Below are 17368 nucleotides of genomic sequence, written 5' to 3'. Positions count from 1 at the left end.
CTGAACGAACCATGAGCCGTAGTAAGCGAGGTTGGCTATTTCTGGGTTTTCTACCTGCTTTATTAAGCGCACAGATTACCAACGCCCAGCCTTCACCCGAAAGTCAAAAACGCTATCAAGCCGCCGTACAATTAGTACGTACTGGAGACTATGACCGGGCCAAAAGCGAATTTAATACGCTGATGCAGCGCGATGGAGTTCTTGTACCATACGCCCATTACTACTACGCCCTAGCGGCTTATCGGCAGAAAAACTTTCCGCAGGCACAGGCAATACTAAAACAATTGCTGACGCGCTTTCCCGACTGGGCGAAAACAGACGATGCGCAATACCTGCTCGCGGCAGTCGATATGGAAACAGGCCGGTATGAAGATGCACTCGCAGCCATTCAACCCATCACCGACGCCAAAATTCGCATAGAAGCTACTCGGCTTGAGCAGGCATTCATTCCTCGGATTGCCGATTTAAAACGGCTCAAGCAACTCAATAAATCCTATCCGGATGATCGGGCTGTGGGGCTCACACTCATTGATGTAATCCAGCAAACCGCTACGGATAAAGACGATCTGGAACTCTCCGACCGACTCACCAATCGGTTTGGTGTTCCTCCCGTCAACCGGCCCAATCCATCGGCAGTAGCTACTCCGTCGGCAACAACTACTCCTTCTTCGGGTCGCCCTACACGAGCTAAAGGCTATTATAACGTAGCGTTGTTGCTTCCGTTCCGGCTCGATGAGTTTAGTGCCAGCAAACGAAATCGTTCCAATCAATACGTATACGACCTGTACAATGGAATAAAAATGGCCAAAGCCAAGTTACAGGAAGAAGGAATTACCATTAATCTGTTCGCCTACGACATTGAGAATGATGCGAATAAAACCCTGGAACTAGTCAATAGCCCAGCCTTTGCCCAGACCGATCTGATGATTGGCCCCCTCTACGTTGAGCCGAACCGAATTGCATCGGCTTACGCCAATCAGAATAACATCCTGTTACTGAATCCTATAGCGACTAATAGCGAATTGGTTGTCAATCAGCCAATGGCGTTTCTGGCCCAGCCCTCGCTAAACCAACAGGCACTAAAAGCTGTGGAACAGGTAACAAACCTAATGCGATCGGAAGGAAAATCGCCCAATGACCCAATCGCGAAGCGAGTAGCAGTCTATTTCGGAACAGCCCGTAAAGATTCACTTCTGGCACTGGCTTATCAACATGAACTGGTACGTCAGAATTATCAGGTCGTTGATTTCCGGAAAATCCAGGGGGCCGCTCAGACAATGGCCGATGCGATGCTGGTAACGGGAAATACTCCCCGAGCGGCCAGCGTTTCGCAGATCGCTCCCGTTTCACTGGGTCATATTTTCTTCGCCAGCAGCAATGAAGAAGATGGGCCACGCCTACTCGACGCACTCACCCGCCGAAAAGTCAATGCGCCTGTTATGGCAACAGCTACGGCCTTTGATCTGTATAGCAATACTAGTGCTACGTTCACCAAGCGCCCCCTTTATTTACTCTATCCTGATTTTACCGACACTACCCGAGAGCCTGTCGTTACGTTTCAGGAACAATACGTAGCAAAACGGAATACAATCCCATCGGTTTTTGCGAGTCAGGGTTACGATATGATGTTATTCTTCGGTCGTCAGTTAACCAAGAACGGAAGTTCGTTACGTAATCGTAGTTCGCTACGTTCCGAAACCGACGATTACCTGCTCTCAGGCTTCGATTATACACAAACAAACGACAATCAGATTGTCCCAATCGTAAAATTCAACGAAGGACGGCTGGAGAAAATTAATGAGTGATTGAGTGATTGAGTGATTGAGTGACTGACTAAAAAGCTTGCATAAGCTGGTTCACTCTTCTGCTCTTGCATTCTTTCGCTCTTTCAAAAACATGACCACGAGCGAACAATTATTTGAACAGGCCAAAACCGTGATTCCGGGTGGCGTTAATTCGCCGGTGCGGGCTTTCCGGGCAGTGGGAGGTTCTCCCCTTTTTATTAAATCGGCAAAAGGGCCTTATCTCTACGATGAAGACGGTCGCCAGTATATCGAACTGATTAACTCTTGGGGGCCCATGATTCTGGGGCATGCATTCGAACCGGTTGAAAAAGCCGTTCGAGATGCCATTCAACATTCGTTTTCATTTGGAGCACCTACCCGCAAGGAAGTGGAAATGGCGGAACTGATTACGTCGATGGTGCCATCGGTCGAGAAAGTGCGTATGGTTAATTCCGGTACCGAAGCCACAATGGCTGCGATTCGGGTTGCCCGTGGATTCACAGGTCGGGACAAGCTCATCAAATTTGAGGGCTGTTATCATGGCCACGGCGATTCGTTCTTAATTGCAGCCGGTAGTGGAGCTGTTACAATGGGTGTACCCGACAGCCCCGGTGTAACCAAAGCTACTGCTGCCGACACGTTAACAGCCCCCTTCAATGACCTGGCTGCGGTTGAACTGCTGTTCGATAATAACCACAATCAGGTAGCCGCCGTAATTCTCGAACCTGTGGTTGGCAACATGGGCTGTGTTTTACCAGAGCCGGGTTTTCTGGAGGGTATCCGTTCACTCTGTAATAAAAACGGTGCCGTCCTGGTCTTCGACGAAGTGATGACAGGCTTCCGGTTAGCAAAAGGTGGTGCGCAGGAACTGTTTGGTATTCAGCCCGATTTGACCACTATGGGTAAAATCATCGGTGGAGGAATGCCTGTTGGTGCTTACGGTGGTCGGGCCGATATCATGAACCAGGTATCGCCCGCAGGACCTGTTTATCAGGCCGGTACATTGTCGGGAAATCCAATTGCCATGTCGGCCGGTATGGCTATGCTACGTTATCTGGATGCACATCCAGAAGTGTATACCCAGTTAGAAACAACCGGAGCTAAATTGACGGCAGGCTTCCGCGCTACGTTCGACAAGCTTGGTCTGACTTACACCATCAATCAGATTGGCTCGATGTATACGCTGTTCATGACAGATCAGCCGGTAACCAATTTTTCGGAAGCAAAAACCTGTGATTTACAGCTATTTGGGCGTTATTTTCATGCTATGCTGAAACGTGGGGTTTATCTGGCTCCGTCTCAGTTCGAAAGCCTGTTCCTGTCCACCGCTCTGACTGATTCCTTGGTTGAGCAGGTTATTCAGGCTAATGAAGAAAGTATAGTAGAAGCACTGGCCACAGTATGAGGGTAAAAGCGGTCATTTTCGATTTCGATGGAACCCTGGCCGATACGTTGCCTTTGTGTATCCGTGCCTTTCGGGAAGCCATCGAACCGCGTTTAGGTCGCTCAGTTAGCGATGCGGAAATTATTGCTACGTTCGGCCCAGCCGAACAGGGTACGATTAAAGCGTTGATTCCCCATGCCTACGACGAGGGAGTTAACGCGTATATGACGTATTACGAGCAATATCATAGCGAGTACCCAGATTTATTCCCCGGCATTCTCTCGTTACTCGATGAACTACAGGCTCGTAAGGTTCGTCTGGCACTGGTAACCGGCAAAAGTGAACTAAGTGCAACCCTATCGTTATCGTTTTACCAGTTAGCTCCTTACTTTAGTGCATTCGGGTATGGCGATTTTTCGACCAACAGCAAAACGGGGAACATTAACCGAATCATGACCGACTGGGGATTACGTCCTGATGAAGTTTTATACGTGGGCGATGCCCCTAGCGATATCAAAGCCTGTCGACAGGCCGGCGTGCCCATTGCAGCCGCTGCCTGGGCCAGCACCGCCGAACCCGATGTGTTGGCCGAATTAAAACCCGATGCGCTATTTGAATCCGTAAATTCGTTTCGAAACTGGTTAATCAACCACCTGAAATGACGTACTTCTCGGTCATAATCCCCGTTTACAATCGCCCGGACGAACTTCGGGAATTACTGCAAACCCTCACGAATCAAACGTATAAACAGTTTGAAGTGCTGGTGATTGAAGACGGCTCCCGGAACAAATCCGACCACATAGTGGAAAGCTTCGGTAACCAACTGAACATTCGGTATTTTTATAAGGAAAACTCCGGCCAGGGATTTACCCGCAATTACGGCTTTGAACGAGCAAAAGGCGATTACTTTGTCATCTTCGATTCGGATGCACTCATCCCCGCTCATTATTTTGCCGCCGTTAACGAACGGCTGAAAGTGGATAAGTTAGATGCATATGGTGGACCCGATGCTGCCCATCCTGATTTTACTCCCGTACAAAAAGCGATTAGTTATTCCATGACGTCGCCATTTACGACGGGGGGAATTCGGGGCAGCAAAAAAAATCTGGGCGGTACGTTCCATCCACGCAGTTTTAATATGGGTCTTTCCCGTCAGGTATGGGAAGCCACACGCGGTTACAAACTCAGTCGCATGGGTGAGGACATTGAGTTCGCCATCCGCATTATCGAAAGCGGTTTCCGGACCGGGCTTATTCCTGACGCCTTCATTTACCACAAACGCCGAACCGATTTTGGTCAGTTTTTCAGGCAGTTACGTTTTTTTGGCCGGGCACGAATCAACATTTCGCGGTATTATCCTTCTGAACTTAAACTCGTTCATACGTTCCCGGCTCTGTTCACCCTCTTCGTTTTTTCCGTACCGATTGCAGCCCTGATTCATCCAATGCTTTTTGCATTAGCCATCGGGGTACTCCTTCTGTTTTCAATCCTGATTCTGATCAATGCGACCCGCAAGGAGAAAAGCCTGAACGTTGGCTTGCTAAGCGTAATAGCCGCATTCGTTCAATTGACTGGCTATGGAGTCGGGTTTATAATGGAAGGATGGAAACGAATTAGAGAGCCAAAAGATTTTCGGGAAACAGGCGCATCCATCGAATACCCATCGTGAACGTTACGCTATATTTATTTTTTGGCAATGGAAATTTAAAAACAACAAATATAAGATAATCAACAAATTACATTATATATCGTATTTTTATTGACCATCTGTTTACACATAAGCAGCTTGGGAAGGCAGAATTGTTAACGAAATAAACAGCGTTTACGTTATGTTTGTAGATTAACCCATTGCCTTCGAAAAACCATATGGCCAAGCTTGCAAAACCTCCCGGTCAACGATTAGTAAAACGTATGAGTACCCGCACCAAAGGGTTAATTATTGCCCCATTGGGATTGCTTGTTTTTAGCGTGGGCTTGTGGGTTTTAAATGAAGCGGTCTATATCCGACATACAGGTGCTCCATTTCGTCAATGGTTTTTATGGGGAGTTTACAGCCTTATTCTGGTAAATGGCGGTTTATTGTTGTTTGGTCAGGCAGTTCGGTATCGGGTGCAGTTGGATTACCGTCGATTTGTACGTCGGGAGTTAAAAAAACGGGAGCGGAACTGGCAGCGGATGCTCCAAAAACGAAAAGCCTCACCCAAAGGAGAGGCTTAAACAACATAATAGCTCAAAAGTTGCGATCAACTACGCCTTCTTTTCAGAAAACGAAGCCTTGATAGCTTCAACATCAACATTCTTGATGGTTGGTTTGCGAAGCAATTGCTTGATTGCAGCGGTTTTGTTGTTAGCGATTGCCCGGTTCCGACGAGCTTTGCGTTTTAATTCTGTTACTGCCATGAGTATATCTTTTTAACGTATCGATTCGAATTTGGATCGCAAAAGTATCGTTTTTTTACGACAAAGTAAAGGTTATTACCGTCTTTTTCTTGTCAGGTTTGTAATTTTGCGTTATGCAAAAACCAAGTTTGCCGAAAGGCACCCGTGATTTCGGGCCAGAGCAAATGCGCAAACGGCTCTTTATTTTCGATACCATCCGCCAGACCTTCCAGCGATTTGGTTTCCAGCCCCTCGAAACACCGTCGATGGAAAACCTTACCACTCTAACCGGTAAGTATGGTGACGAAGGCGATCAGCTTCTGTTTAAAATTCTGAACTCCGGCGATTACGCTGCCAACCTCACAGAGTTAGACCTTGCTACTGGCTCTAAAAAGCTAACCCCTAAAATTTCTGAAAAAGGCCTCCGATACGATCTCACAGTACCTTTTGCCCGTTACGTGGTGATGAACCGGAATGCGCTGATCATGCCTTTTAAACGCTACCAAATGCAACCAGTCTGGCGCGCTGACCGACCGCAGAAGGGTCGTTATCGGGAATTTTATCAGTGCGATGCCGACGTAGTAGGCACCGACTCATTATTGTGTGAAGCTGAAATTGTGTTGATGATTCACGAAGTTTTCCGTAATCTGGGCATTCAGGATTTTACGCTGAAGGTCAATAATCGAAAAATTCTCGCAGGCATTGCCGAAGTCATCGGTATGCCAGGCCAAGAGGGACCTCTGAGCGTAGCAATTGATAAAGTTGATAAGATTGGAAAAGATAAGGTATTGGATGAATTACGAGAACGTGGCTTCTCAGAAAATGCACTTACCAAATTAAAACCTTTATTCGACGTAGAAACTGGTCGGGCTCAGTTGAATGAGTGGCTCAATTCATCAGATACAGCCCAACGTGGTATTGAAGAATTGAATGAAATGTATCGATTAGTTAGACAATATGGTCTCGCAGATACTGATTCACGTGTTCAATTCGACCCAACGCTGGCAAGGGGGCTCTCCTATTATACCGGCGCCATTTTTGAAGTGAAAGCTAATGGAGTCAGTATTGGCAGTGTCAGTGGCGGTGGTCGCTATGACAACCTGACAGGCGCCTTTGGTATGCCTGGTTTATCCGGCGTTGGTATTTCGTTTGGAGTCGACCGGATTTACGACGTCATGGACGAGTTAGATCTGTTTCCGGCTGGTGCTGGTCAGGGAACTCAGGTACTGCTTATCCCATTCGACGCTGAGGCCCGCGCAGTGGCGTTGCCCTTGTTAAGTCAATTACGGACTGCTACCATTAGGGCTGAAATGTACCCTGATCTGGCGAAAGTCAAGAAAATGCTCGACTACGCCAATGCAAAGGCAATTCCGTTCGTGGTGTTGATCGGCTCCGAAGAAGTGCAAACTGGTTTGCTGTCGGTAAAAAATATGGTAACAGGTGAGCAGCAAAAAATAAAGGCCGATGAAATACCGGCCTTCGTCAATGTAACTCTTTAGTTATTCTACGTATCAGGCTCTGGCTTCCAGCGCAAGTAAAGCCGCTTGTTGCTCCGGATCGGCCAGAGCCGCTACGTCGCCCACGACAATAATGGCGGGATTGTCGATTCCCTGTGCTGATGCCAGTTCAACAATAGAATTCACGCGCCCTACTATAATACGTTGTTCAGGCAACGTACCATTCTGAATAATAGCAACCGGGGTTTCGCTTTTCCCAGAATCGGTAAAAACAGCCATGATCTGGGACAGCTTGTGCATACCCATCAACACCACTACTGTAGCCGACGACTGAGCTGCCAATTGAAGATCATTTGAAAACTGTCCCGCTTTCGTAGTTCCGGTTACGACCCAGAAACTTTCTGAAATACCCCGCGTCGTAAGCGGAATATTAGCTGAAGCTGGCACAGCATAACTACTTGATAGTCCGGGCACTACGTTGGTCTCGATGCCATGTTGCCGAGCATAGTCAATTTCTTCGTACCCCCGACCAAATACGAACGAATCGCCCCCTTTCAGTCGCACTACGTGTCCGTATTGTTGCGCATAATGAACAATGAGGGGGTTTATATCTTCCTGCATACAGGAATACGCTCCCCGACGTTTGCCCACATAGACTTTTAACGTATCAGGCCGACAATATTCCAGTAAATCAGGGTGTACGAGTGCATCATACATAACCACATCGGCCTGTTGCAACGCACGAATTCCTTTAACCGTTATCAGGTCGGGATCTCCGGGCCCCGCCCCTACGAGAGTAAGTTTCATAATCAAAGAGTGAAAGAGTGAAAGAGCGAAAGAGTGTGTCTATCAGACGAACGATTAATTCTGAATTCACTCCTTCGCTCTTTCACTCTTTGATTTAACTGTCTTGTGCCTGTACTAGCTCCTGAAGTTCGGGGACCCCTTCGGCTTCAATCTGAGTATCACGATACGCCTGTACATGTTGCAAAAACGATTCGACCTGCTCCATAAACCGGTACGCGAATTCTTCCGAAGGCTCCTGTTTATTGATACTGAATACCAACGCTTTAAAGTCGCCTTCAGCCTCATGAAAGCCAGATTCACCCATAAAATGCTTATCAAAATCGCTCACGATACCATGTTGTGTATTGGTCGGTACGTCGCGACTCATCAGGGCAGCTTTAGCTCCTGTAATAAATACGTTATAGGCATGATAGAGTGCATCTGACCAGCGGCTTTCGGCAAACGCTTCGCGCGCCCAGGTTAACTTCTCCTCGGCTTCGGTCAACGTAGTAGCAACGAGGTCTATCAATACGCTGGCGCATTCGCCAATACCCACTTCAGTGACGTATTGTTCGGTGTGATCCCAGTCGATATAGTCGCTGTCAACAACAGTTTTCAAATCGGCAAGTGGCTTCAGCAGTTGATAAAAATAGTTTTTCCCCTGCCGGGCGTAATAATCGCTATAATATTCTCCGTCGAAGGCATTGGCTTCAAAATCACGTAGCAGGAAACGTAGTGAATCAGGGCCGCGTTTCGACGGAATTTTAATCACCTTATCAGCTATCAGCCCTTCGCCTTTTCCGTTGAAACCACCACCCAGCAGCACCTGCAACGCGGGTAAAACGTAAGCTCCGTTCTTCAGCGACGAACCATGATATCCAATATTCGCAACTGAATGCTGGCCACAGCCATTCATACAGCCCGATATTTTGATTTTTATATCATCGTTGAATACCAGATCCGGAAACTCGTCGTGCATCATCCGTTCGAGTGCCCGCGTGATGCCATAACTGCTCGAAATAGCCAGATTACACGTATCGGTACCCGGACAGGTGGTAATATCGGCGGTTGTATCAAATCCAGGATTGGCCAGACCAAGTGCGTTGAGCCCTTCGTAAAGAGCCGGCAAATCACTTGCTTTAACGTAACGTAACAGATAGCCCTGATTTACCGTGACCCGAATATCATCCGCAGCGTATTGTTTAACCAGTTGAGCTAATTCACGCGCTGTGTCTGAACTCATATCGCCCAGCAATACCCGCAACTGAACCGCAAACCAACCCGCTTGTTTCTGCTCAAATACGTTGGTTTTACGCCAGGTCTGGTAAGCTACAGTATCAGTAAGGGCAGACGATTCTGAAGCTCCCGTTTCTGGTTCAGCCTGTCTGATTACCGTTTCCTCTCTCCGATCAATAACATACTCCTTAACCCGAAGCGCAGGCGTTTCAGCTTCTACCCGGCGGAGAAGTTCTTCCAGCCCTATATCGTTGAGCAGGTATTTCATCCGGGCTTTGTGACGTTTCTGGCGTTCACCATAACGATCGAATACCCGAATGACGCCTTCGATAAAGGGAATCGTCCGTTCTTCTTCAAGAAATTCGAAGGCCGTTTGTGCGGAAAAAGGCTGAGCACCCAGACCTCCGCCCAGCATTACTTTGAACCCACGCTTGCCGTCCTGAATACGAGCGACTAACCCCACATCATGCATGTAGCCATACGCAGAATCCTTCTCACTCGATGAAACGGAGATTTTAAATTTCCGGCCCATATCCTGACAAATCGGATTACGCAGAAAATAGTCGAAAATGCTATAGGCGTAAGGGGTAATATCAAACGGTTCTTCTGGGTCAACACCGGCTCTGGCCGAACCTGTTACGTTCCGAACCGTGTTGCCACAGGCTTCTTTGAGCGTAATACCTGCGTCTTCCAGATCGGCCCAGAGTTGTGGCGAATCGGCCAGCTTTACAAAGTGAAGTTGAATATCCTGCCGGGTGGTGGCGTGTAGGTTGCCCGTTGCGTATTTATCCGACAAATCAGCAATGCGAATGAGTTGATCGGCCGTAATACGTCCGTGGGGTAGTTTGATCCGAATCATCTGAACCCCAGGCTGACGCTGACCATACACACCACGGGTCAGTCGGAATTTACGAAATGCTTCATCGGCAATGTTACCTTGCTGGAACGAACTGATTTTCTGTTGTAAGTCCAGAATATCACGGCGGGCGGCTGTGCTAACGTTGTCGGTCAACTGGATAGACATAACTCTTATAGTCTATAGGATTAATCAACTAGTATTTTAAAAGTAAACGCCAGTTTGTTCTGGCGTCTTAACTTTTTTACAAATATAAAGCCATTCACTGTCGATTAAGTTCAGCCATTGCCCAACTTCTGATTATGGTCGATAACTAATGCTTATACAGATAAGCCAAACTTAATCTGTTATTCCACTTATCAAAAGCAATAAAGATCAATCTACAGACACTTATGCAGTAGAGAGGTATTGCCTATCAGTTTAACCTCAAATTCGTAAAACGACCTTTCAGTATATATACTTATACGACTTAATTATCATATATATATTAGCCAGCTTATTCCAATTTATAAGCCACTAACTGTTAATAACCTTCTTCTAATGCAAAGACTTGTATTTTTCTCTCTTTTCTTACTGATTAATTTAAGCATGGGCTTTGCCCAAAAAACAGCCCCCCCATGCGGTACCGATTTCATGGGAGCCCAACGGTATTTTCTTAACCCGAACGCACATTCCAACACCACTTTGCCAGAAGCAAAAGGTGCAACTGCCCCCGCCAGTGCTACGTATACCATACCGGTTGTGGTTGTTGTTTATCATATTGGTGAAGCGGTTGGCGTCGGCTCAAACGTATCGGATTCCGATATTCAGGGCGCACTGGACGAAATGAACCGGAAGTTTGCCGGCACCTCGACCATGGGCAGCGGTCCTGATGCCCAGATTCGGTTCGAACTAGCTAAACGGATGCCAAACTGCACTGCTTTTAATGGTATCTACAGGGTTGATGCCAGCAACTATCCAAACTACGCCAGTCAGGGAGTAACGAGCTATCCGTATGGCGATAATCTGGCGAAAGCCTATCCGCCATTTACGAAACCCAATCCAGCCGACTATCTCACGATCCGGGTTGTTCGGGACATCTCGTTTGCTTCTGGTTATGCCCGATTAGGTGGGGGTGACATTTTTATGGTCAGTGGAGGAGCCAATGGGAATCCCGGCAATGGGTTGCTAACGCACGAGATGGGGCACGTTTTATCCCTCTTTCATACCTTCGAAGGGTCTACGTTAGTCAATGGGCAATACTCGTGTCCACCAAATGCAAATCCATCCACAGATGGCGATCAAGTAGCAGATACCAATCCGCATAAAAATGGCCATTTCAGCTGTGACCCGAATGATCCGAACAGTTGTACGAACAGTACGTATGGCCAAACGCTGGCCGATAACCTGATGAATTACAGTTGTTTTCGCAACTTCACCCAAGGACAGCTTACGAGGATGCGTAATTTTCTGGCCGATCAGCTATCCACGTTACCCAACTCCTCCTTTCTCACGACACCAACAACAGCCGACATCGTGACGCCTGCCAGTTGCAGTATTACATTTGGTGCCCCAACAACCAACAACGTCAATGGAATCAGCCAGATACAGTTCAATACCATCAATAATTTCTCAGAAGAGTATCCAACCCCAGCTATTACAGGTGGTTACAGCGATTTTTCATGCGCTCGTAAAACCACCGTATTGCCCAACACAAGCTATCCGTTTAGCCTAACAGCTTATAGCCCCTATCGGAAGATATACATCGATTATAATAACGACGGGAGTTTCAACGAAACGAATGAACTCGTTTCCAGTATATCAACCTTTTCGGACGTATCATCGGGCAATATTCTCATTCCGAATACGGCCGTTACGAATACGTATTTACGGATGCGTGTTGTTGTTGATAAAGGATCGACTCCCCCAACGGCCTGTAATCTGCCGGGAAATCCTAGTAGTGGTTACGGCGAAATTGAAGATTATGGTATTATGATCTCTTCGCCTTGTACACAGATGGTTACGGTTAAATCAGGTCAATGGAACGACCCGACTGTGTGGTCTTGTAACCGACTACCGACAATAACCGACGTAGTGACCGTTGCTACAGGTCACAACATCTCGGTTACTGACGATGCCGCCATAACCCGGCGAGTCGTTTATCAAACGGGCGGTCGCGTTACGTTCACCACAAACGGTCGGCTAAGAATAATGAATCCGCTCTGAACAAAAAACGCTACGTCGGCCGACGTAGCGTTTTTTGCTATGGTATAATTGCACATAAAATATCCAACATTATGGCAAGGCTCTATCTGCTCCTTTTTAGTAGCCTGTTATACTATTGAACAGCCTATTCACAAAAAGCCGATACCATTTGTGGAACCCAGTTTATAGGTTTTCAACAACTTTTGTCACAAATGAAAGCCAGCACAGCAACAGCCCCTGCCAGTGCTACGTATACCATTCCAGTGATTTGTTGAGACGAATGCCAGCGTTACGTTCACTGAAAACAGTCGCCTGACGGTTACCAATCCTTAGTAGACTTTTAAGTCATACGTGCCGTTTGGTTAAGCAACATATCAGAATACATCGTTCCGATCTCCTGTCGACTGCCAGTCGGCAGCCATATCCCGAAACCGCTGGGTTACCCGCTCTAGAAATGCCTCATCGAGCAATGATGGTACAGCATCGGGCTTTAATAAATCCATTTCATTTACTTTATAAGTCTGTTCATAAGGCCCGGCTTCTATTTTGACAATATATTTGCCATTCCATGCATACAGACCAATCCGAAACTGAGGGTGAGCAATCTCCTGAACAAAACGCATTGTAGTAATGAAGAATGAAAAATGGATAATGAACAAAAAAAGCAGAGAAACAAAGGTAACGAACTCCCGAAATCCGCATCATCGGCAACTATTTTTCCTTATCCATTTTTCATTTTTCATTGTTCATTGTTCATTCCTTACTACGTCCTGTAGATCCGATACGGAAGAAGCAGCCCAGTTTTTTCTACGGGGAAATGTGCAGTTGCAGAAACGGGAATACAAAGAAGCGATTCGGTTCTATACCGAGGCCATTACCAAAAAACCAGATTTTGCCGATGCCTACAGCAATCGGGGTTTGGCCCGATTCCGTAACGACGACCGCGAAGGTGCGCTAGCCGACTATACTCGTGCCATTCAGGCCGACCCTGATTTTGCCGCTGCCTATATGAATAGGGCTGAAGTGCAACTTGAACTGGGCGATGCCGCCGGAAGTTTAGCCGATTTACAACGTATCGACCGAACCTATCGCGACTCCACCTTTTATCAGGCCCGGTTGGGTGATGCTTATTTACAACTCGGTCAGTTACCGCAGGCTAAAACCGCTTATGATCAGGCACTTCGATTACAACCCAACAATGTCGATGCACTCACAAACCGGGGCGCATTATATTTCCAACAGAAGGCGTATGGCCCGGCTCAGCAGGATATTACCCGTGCCCTTCAGCTTAATCCTAAACAGGATGCTGCCTTGAATAACCAAAGCTTATTGTTAACGCAGGCTGGAAACTATGCAGAGGCCCTCACGTTCGTTGATAAAGCATTAAAGATTCAACCCCGCCAACCTTATTACCTCAACAACAAAGCTTACCTTCTGCTAAAACAGAACCGTGCAGCAGAAGCCTTTCCGCTTATTCAGGAATCCTTACAGCTTGACGAACAGAATGGCTGGGCGCATCGCACTCTTGGCCAGTATTATCAACAGCAAAATCAGCCAGAAAAGTCACGGACTGCGTTTGAAACAGCGCAAAAACTGGGCGTTCCGGCAGACGAGCTCAATAAGTAGATTTACAATTAAAAACCAATGATAATCCCTATAACCAGAGGAGTGTAAACGAGGTTGTTGTTATATTCGCAAAATTGCGCAATTCGTATCTAACGAGGCCGCTACGCGGTCATCTATCGCTACTTTATCCATGAAGACCTATTGGGGTATTGATCTGGGCGGCACTAAAATCGAGGGAATTGTCCTGTCGGCTCCCTCTCCCGATGCTGTTCTCGTACGTAAACGTATTGACACCGAAGCCAACAAAGGCTACGAGCATATTCTTAATCAGATTGTAGGGCTGATCAACACGCTTAAAACTGAAACTGGCCAACAGCCTGAACGTATTGGCTTTAGTACGCCCGGCACGTTCGATCCGTACCGGCAGGCCATGAAAAACTGCAATACGACCGTGTTGAATGGCAAACCCATGAAACAGGATTTAAGCGAACGTCTGGGGCTAACTGTTGAAATTGCCAACGACGCCAACTGCCTGGCTTTGGCTGAAGCGACAATGGGTATCGTGCCCGACGTAGTACCTGATTATCAGAGTGTATTTGGTGTTATTATGGGTACGGGTGTGGGCGGTGGTATGGTAGTACGTAGCAATTACGATGAAACCAATCGGCGCCCTTTCCTGCTGAATGGTTTACAGGGATTAGGGGGCGAATGGGGACATAACGTACTGGAAGAGAAAGGTCATATCTGTTACTGCGGTAAAAAGGGCTGCGTTGAGCAGGTTATTTCGGGCCCGTCGCTTCAGCGCTATTACCAGCAACTTAGCGGAGAAGCCCGTCCGATGAAGGAGATCGTAGAGCGATATCAGCAAGGTAATGATCTGGTAGCCAGCCAAACCATGAATCGCCTGCTCGAATCGTTCGGCAAAGGAATTTCTGTGATTATCAACATTTTCGATCCCGACGCTATTGTGATTGGTGGCGGGCTGGGCAACATCGATTTACTGTATACGGAAGGGGCCGAACGGGCGCGTAAATACGTTTTTAATAGTGGCGAAATGAATACCCGATTTCTAAAACCCAAACTAGGCGACAGTGCGGGCATTTTTGGGGCGGCTATGTTATAAATTCGAGACACTGCTTTATGACCACATTAAAGCGACTTCCGGATATTCGTTCTCAACCAGGCAAATGGGTTTGGTGCCTGATACGTAGCAGATGCTACGTAAACTGAGCCTGTAATTCCCGCATAGGGATTCGGGTATTTTCAATCCGTTGTGTACCGCAGTAAACAGCTTCGCCATCGAAGGCGGTTACGTAGTGCAGGTTCACGCACGTACTGCGGTTTAGCTGACGGAAATTCTGTTGAAGTGCTGCTGGAATAAGCTGCTGCATCACAAAGCTTAAGGTTCCTCGAATGGTGTATTCTACAGGTGAATGATTGACCCGTATCTGTACATAATTCTTGCTGGCTTCCAGACAGTATACATCTTTCCAGTGAAGTTTCAGGTTTCGGTTGCCAACTTTCACAAAGAAAAAAGCGGGTGATTCGGGCGTAGCAAACGGCGGAACGATTTCTTTCGCCTGGGTGTGATGTTCAATGGCGGTTTGAATAGCGGCAAACAGAGCTGCCGGATTTACGGGCTTAATTAAATAACCATTAGGCTGCAAATGAGTAGCTTCCAAGATTGTAGCCCGGTCGCTGTACGCGGTAAGAAAGATAAACGGTCGGGCCATTTTTTTTACCTGTCCGGCCAGTACAAGCCCGGTATCGGCTGGGGATGCGCTACCGAGATTGATATCGAGCAGAATCAGATCAAAATACGTAGTGGCAATAAGTTGTTGGGCCTGGGCAAATGTGTAGGCAATTCCCGATACGGTATAGCCTAAATCTTCGAGGGTAAACTTCAGATTTTCGGCTATCAACGCTTCATCCTCAACAATGAGTAGTTGTAGTTTTTCAGCCATTGTCAAAACAAAGGGTATAGTGATAAGGGTTGTCATCGGCGGCTGTTAATACGCCATTTAATTGCCGGCATAATAACGTAACAATCTCGTTACCAAGCCCCCAGGATGAAACCGGCATTTCTTTCGTACACTGTCCATTGTCCGAATAATCAAGGCAAAACTGACCTTGCTGGTGTTTGAATGCTACGTTAATTTCCAAAATACCATTTTTGGTGGCAGCATGCTTTATCGAATTGATTACCCACTCGGTCAGAATCAGCGAAAGCGGTAGGTAATGATTCTGGGGCAGCTTCAACGATGTGGAGTCGATGTGCGTAACAACTTGTTTATCAATAGAAAAACAAGCAACAACCGCCGAAATTAACGCTTTACTATACCCCGCAATATCCAGTATCTGTTCGTTATTGGCAAGCTGATTATGTAAGGCGGCAATGCTTTCTACTCGTAAACGAGCCATTTGCAGATTTTCGATAGTTTCTTCGTGCTCACTTTTACGTTCCTGCATTTGCAGCAGGCTGTAAATAATCTGGAGGTTATTTTTGATCCGGTGCTGAATCTCTTTATTCAATAATTCAACCTGCACTACTTTTTCATCGAGTTTCGAATTCAGCGCCAATAAATGAAGCGACTGAATCCGGTACGTTTTATTCCGACGGTATAGATATACGCTAAGTCCGGTTATCACCGCCAGCAGTGCGCCCAATATCCAGAGAGCAGTAAGGCGAGTCTCCCGAATTGTTTCACGATATTCGAGCTTACGCTTTTCGGCCAGTAATTCACTACGTAGCAGTGCCTGCTGCATATCGGCAATAGACTCATGCTGATTTAGCCGCTTTGAGATCGCATCCTCAAGTAGTTTGTATTGATAAGCAGCTTCAAAGCGTCCTTCAACGGCCAGTAGCCTTGCCAGATTCTCGCTATAATACAGACTATCCATTACGTTCGTACTCTGGCGCAAAACCTGCTGTAACGAATCAACATAATCTGAAGGACGACGATTTCGCCAGAATACATCGAGTCGACTTTGAGTGAGGTAATAGTGATTCAGATAATCGTAGGTATCAGGATCGTTACGTATCCATTGCCGTCGACTGAGTTGGTTCAAAATGCTATCAGCCAGCGGGTAAGCACGAACTTCTGTGGCAATTAGCGCCATTTCGGCCGTTAAGGGAGTCGAACGTAGTAACGTAGTGTCTTTAGATTTTAACTCGTTGAACAGTTCCGTTAAAACCAGTGATGCGTTTGTACTATCCAGCACTTTGTCATAGGCGTGGGCAACTAGATGCTTGGCGTATAGGTAACGTTTATAGGCTGTCGGTAGCTTTTTAAACAACGCTGTGGCCTGCTTAAAATAAGCAATTGTTTTTTGAGGTTCTTTATTCCAGGCATCATGAACCCGTCCTTTGGCAAAAATTGCTTCGGCCAGCAATAACGTATCGCCCGAACGATCAGCAATGGTCTGTGCACTATCGTAATACGTTAAACTGGTGGCAAACGAGGTGTATCCTTTTTTTGTCGAATACACCGAATCGCCAGCGTTGAGGTAGCGAAAAAAACGTAGACTGTCTTCCTGTTTTTTGACAGTTCCAGCGGCCCGTTTCTCTTGACTGTCGTTGCAGGCAGTCAGCCCACAGAGGATAACCCCGGCAGACAGCAACCAGCGTACATAACAACGATAAACAAGTACCGGGAAGCTCATTCAACTTTTTAGTAAAAAACGAAAGTGCAAAACTAGACAAGTCTTTCGAGCCCCTACCCAGGCTTCGCACTCA

15 protein-coding genes are annotated in these 17368 nt (G+C 46.9%); 9 read left to right on the top strand and 6 right to left on the bottom strand.

What is annotated here, in order from left to right; all coding sequences use genetic code 11:
- Window positions 1-11: 11 nt before the first annotated feature.
- The 5 genes from ACYVD4_RS07720 to ACYVD4_RS07700 all read left to right on the top strand — a co-directional run bounded on the left by ACYVD4_RS07720 (window position 12) and on the right by ACYVD4_RS07700 (window position 5385).
- Window positions 12-1805, top strand: a complete 1794-nt coding sequence (locus ACYVD4_RS07720) for a tetratricopeptide repeat protein (protein ID WP_460944096.1) — start codon at window positions 12-14, stop codon at window positions 1803-1805.
- A gap of 91 nt (window positions 1806-1896) precedes the next feature.
- The gene (gene hemL, locus ACYVD4_RS07715) at window positions 1897-3189 is read left to right on the top strand and encodes a glutamate-1-semialdehyde 2,1-aminomutase (protein WP_460944094.1); all 1293 of its coding nucleotides are present in this window, start codon (window positions 1897-1899) and stop codon (window positions 3187-3189) included.
- A complete protein-coding gene (locus tag ACYVD4_RS07710; protein WP_460944092.1) occupies window positions 3186-3830 on the top strand; it encodes an HAD family hydrolase in 645 nt (214 codons plus the stop codon). Before hemL ends, ACYVD4_RS07710 begins: the two co-directional genes overlap by 4 nt.
- Window positions 3827-4837, top strand: coding sequence for a glycosyltransferase family 2 protein (locus ACYVD4_RS07705; protein WP_460944090.1), 1011 nt, complete (start codon window positions 3827-3829; stop codon window positions 4835-4837). Before ACYVD4_RS07710 ends, ACYVD4_RS07705 begins: the two co-directional genes overlap by 4 nt.
- Window positions 4838-5034: 197 nt before the next feature.
- The gene (locus ACYVD4_RS07700; protein ID WP_460944088.1) at window positions 5035-5385 is read left to right on the top strand and encodes a hypothetical protein; all 351 of its coding nucleotides are present in this window, start codon (window positions 5035-5037) and stop codon (window positions 5383-5385) included.
- 30 nt (window positions 5386-5415) lie between these two features.
- Here the strand turns inward: ACYVD4_RS07700 and ACYVD4_RS07695 are convergent, their stop codons facing one another.
- Window positions 5416-5568, bottom strand: coding sequence for a hypothetical protein (locus tag ACYVD4_RS07695; RefSeq protein ID WP_460944086.1), 153 nt, complete (start codon window positions 5566-5568; stop codon window positions 5416-5418).
- 113 nt (window positions 5569-5681) lie between these two features.
- Here ACYVD4_RS07695 and hisS point away from each other — a divergent pair, with 113 nt between their 5' ends.
- Entirely contained in the window at window positions 5682-7046 is a 1365-nt protein-coding gene (gene hisS / locus ACYVD4_RS07690) for a histidine--tRNA ligase (protein WP_460944084.1), read from the top strand.
- Window positions 7047-7058: 12 nt separating this feature from the next.
- Here hisS and cobA read toward each other — a convergent pair whose 3' ends face one another.
- Complete coding sequence (gene cobA, locus ACYVD4_RS07685) at window positions 7059-7811, bottom strand: uroporphyrinogen-III C-methyltransferase (protein ID WP_460944082.1); 753 nt, start codon at window positions 7809-7811, stop codon at window positions 7059-7061.
- A gap of 94 nt (window positions 7812-7905) precedes the next feature.
- Window positions 7906-10050, bottom strand: coding sequence for a nitrite reductase (locus tag ACYVD4_RS07680; protein ID WP_460944080.1), 2145 nt, complete (start codon window positions 10048-10050; stop codon window positions 7906-7908).
- Window positions 10051-10422: 372 nt separating this feature from the next.
- On the opposite strand from ACYVD4_RS07680, the gene ACYVD4_RS07675 reads away from it, so the two are divergent.
- Window positions 10423-12087: a GEVED domain-containing protein gene (locus tag ACYVD4_RS07675; RefSeq protein ID WP_460944078.1), complete on the top strand. Its 1665-nt coding sequence runs from the start codon at window positions 10423-10425 to the stop codon at window positions 12085-12087.
- A gap of 353 nt (window positions 12088-12440) precedes the next feature.
- Here the strand turns inward: ACYVD4_RS07675 and ACYVD4_RS07670 are convergent, their stop codons facing one another.
- On the bottom strand, window positions 12441-12689 hold the full coding sequence (locus tag ACYVD4_RS07670) for a hypothetical protein (RefSeq protein WP_460944076.1): 249 nt from the start codon (window positions 12687-12689) through the stop codon (window positions 12441-12443).
- Between the two features lie 7 nt (window positions 12690-12696).
- Here ACYVD4_RS07670 and ACYVD4_RS07665 point away from each other — a divergent pair, with 7 nt between their 5' ends.
- Both ACYVD4_RS07665 and ACYVD4_RS07660 read left to right on the top strand, forming a co-directional pair.
- Window positions 12697-13692 carry a tetratricopeptide repeat protein gene (locus ACYVD4_RS07665; protein WP_460944074.1) on the top strand — a complete coding sequence of 332 codons (996 nt, stop codon included), beginning with the start codon at window positions 12697-12699 and terminating at the stop codon, window positions 13690-13692.
- A gap of 130 nt (window positions 13693-13822) precedes the next feature.
- Window positions 13823-14755 (top strand): ROK family protein, encoded by a 933-nt coding sequence (locus tag ACYVD4_RS07660; protein WP_460944072.1) that lies wholly within the window; start codon window positions 13823-13825, stop codon window positions 14753-14755.
- A 94-nt stretch (window positions 14756-14849) separates the two neighbouring features.
- Here the strand turns inward: ACYVD4_RS07660 and ACYVD4_RS07655 are convergent, their stop codons facing one another.
- Together ACYVD4_RS07655 and ACYVD4_RS07650 are read right to left on the bottom strand one after the other, a co-directional pair.
- Window positions 14850-15596: a LytR/AlgR family response regulator transcription factor gene (locus ACYVD4_RS07655; protein WP_460944070.1), complete on the bottom strand. Its 747-nt coding sequence runs from the start codon at window positions 15594-15596 to the stop codon at window positions 14850-14852.
- Window positions 15589-17295 carry a sensor histidine kinase gene (locus ACYVD4_RS07650; RefSeq protein WP_460944068.1) on the bottom strand — a complete coding sequence of 569 codons (1707 nt, stop codon included), beginning with the start codon at window positions 17293-17295 and terminating at the stop codon, window positions 15589-15591. Before ACYVD4_RS07650 ends, ACYVD4_RS07655 begins: the two co-directional genes overlap by 8 nt.
- Between the last annotated feature and the right edge of the window lie 73 nt (window positions 17296-17368).

It is taken from the genome of Spirosoma daeguense (assembly GCF_054776875.1).
The sequence above is the reverse complement of the archived record's forward strand: the minus strand, read 5'-3'. Positions and strand labels throughout refer to the sequence as shown.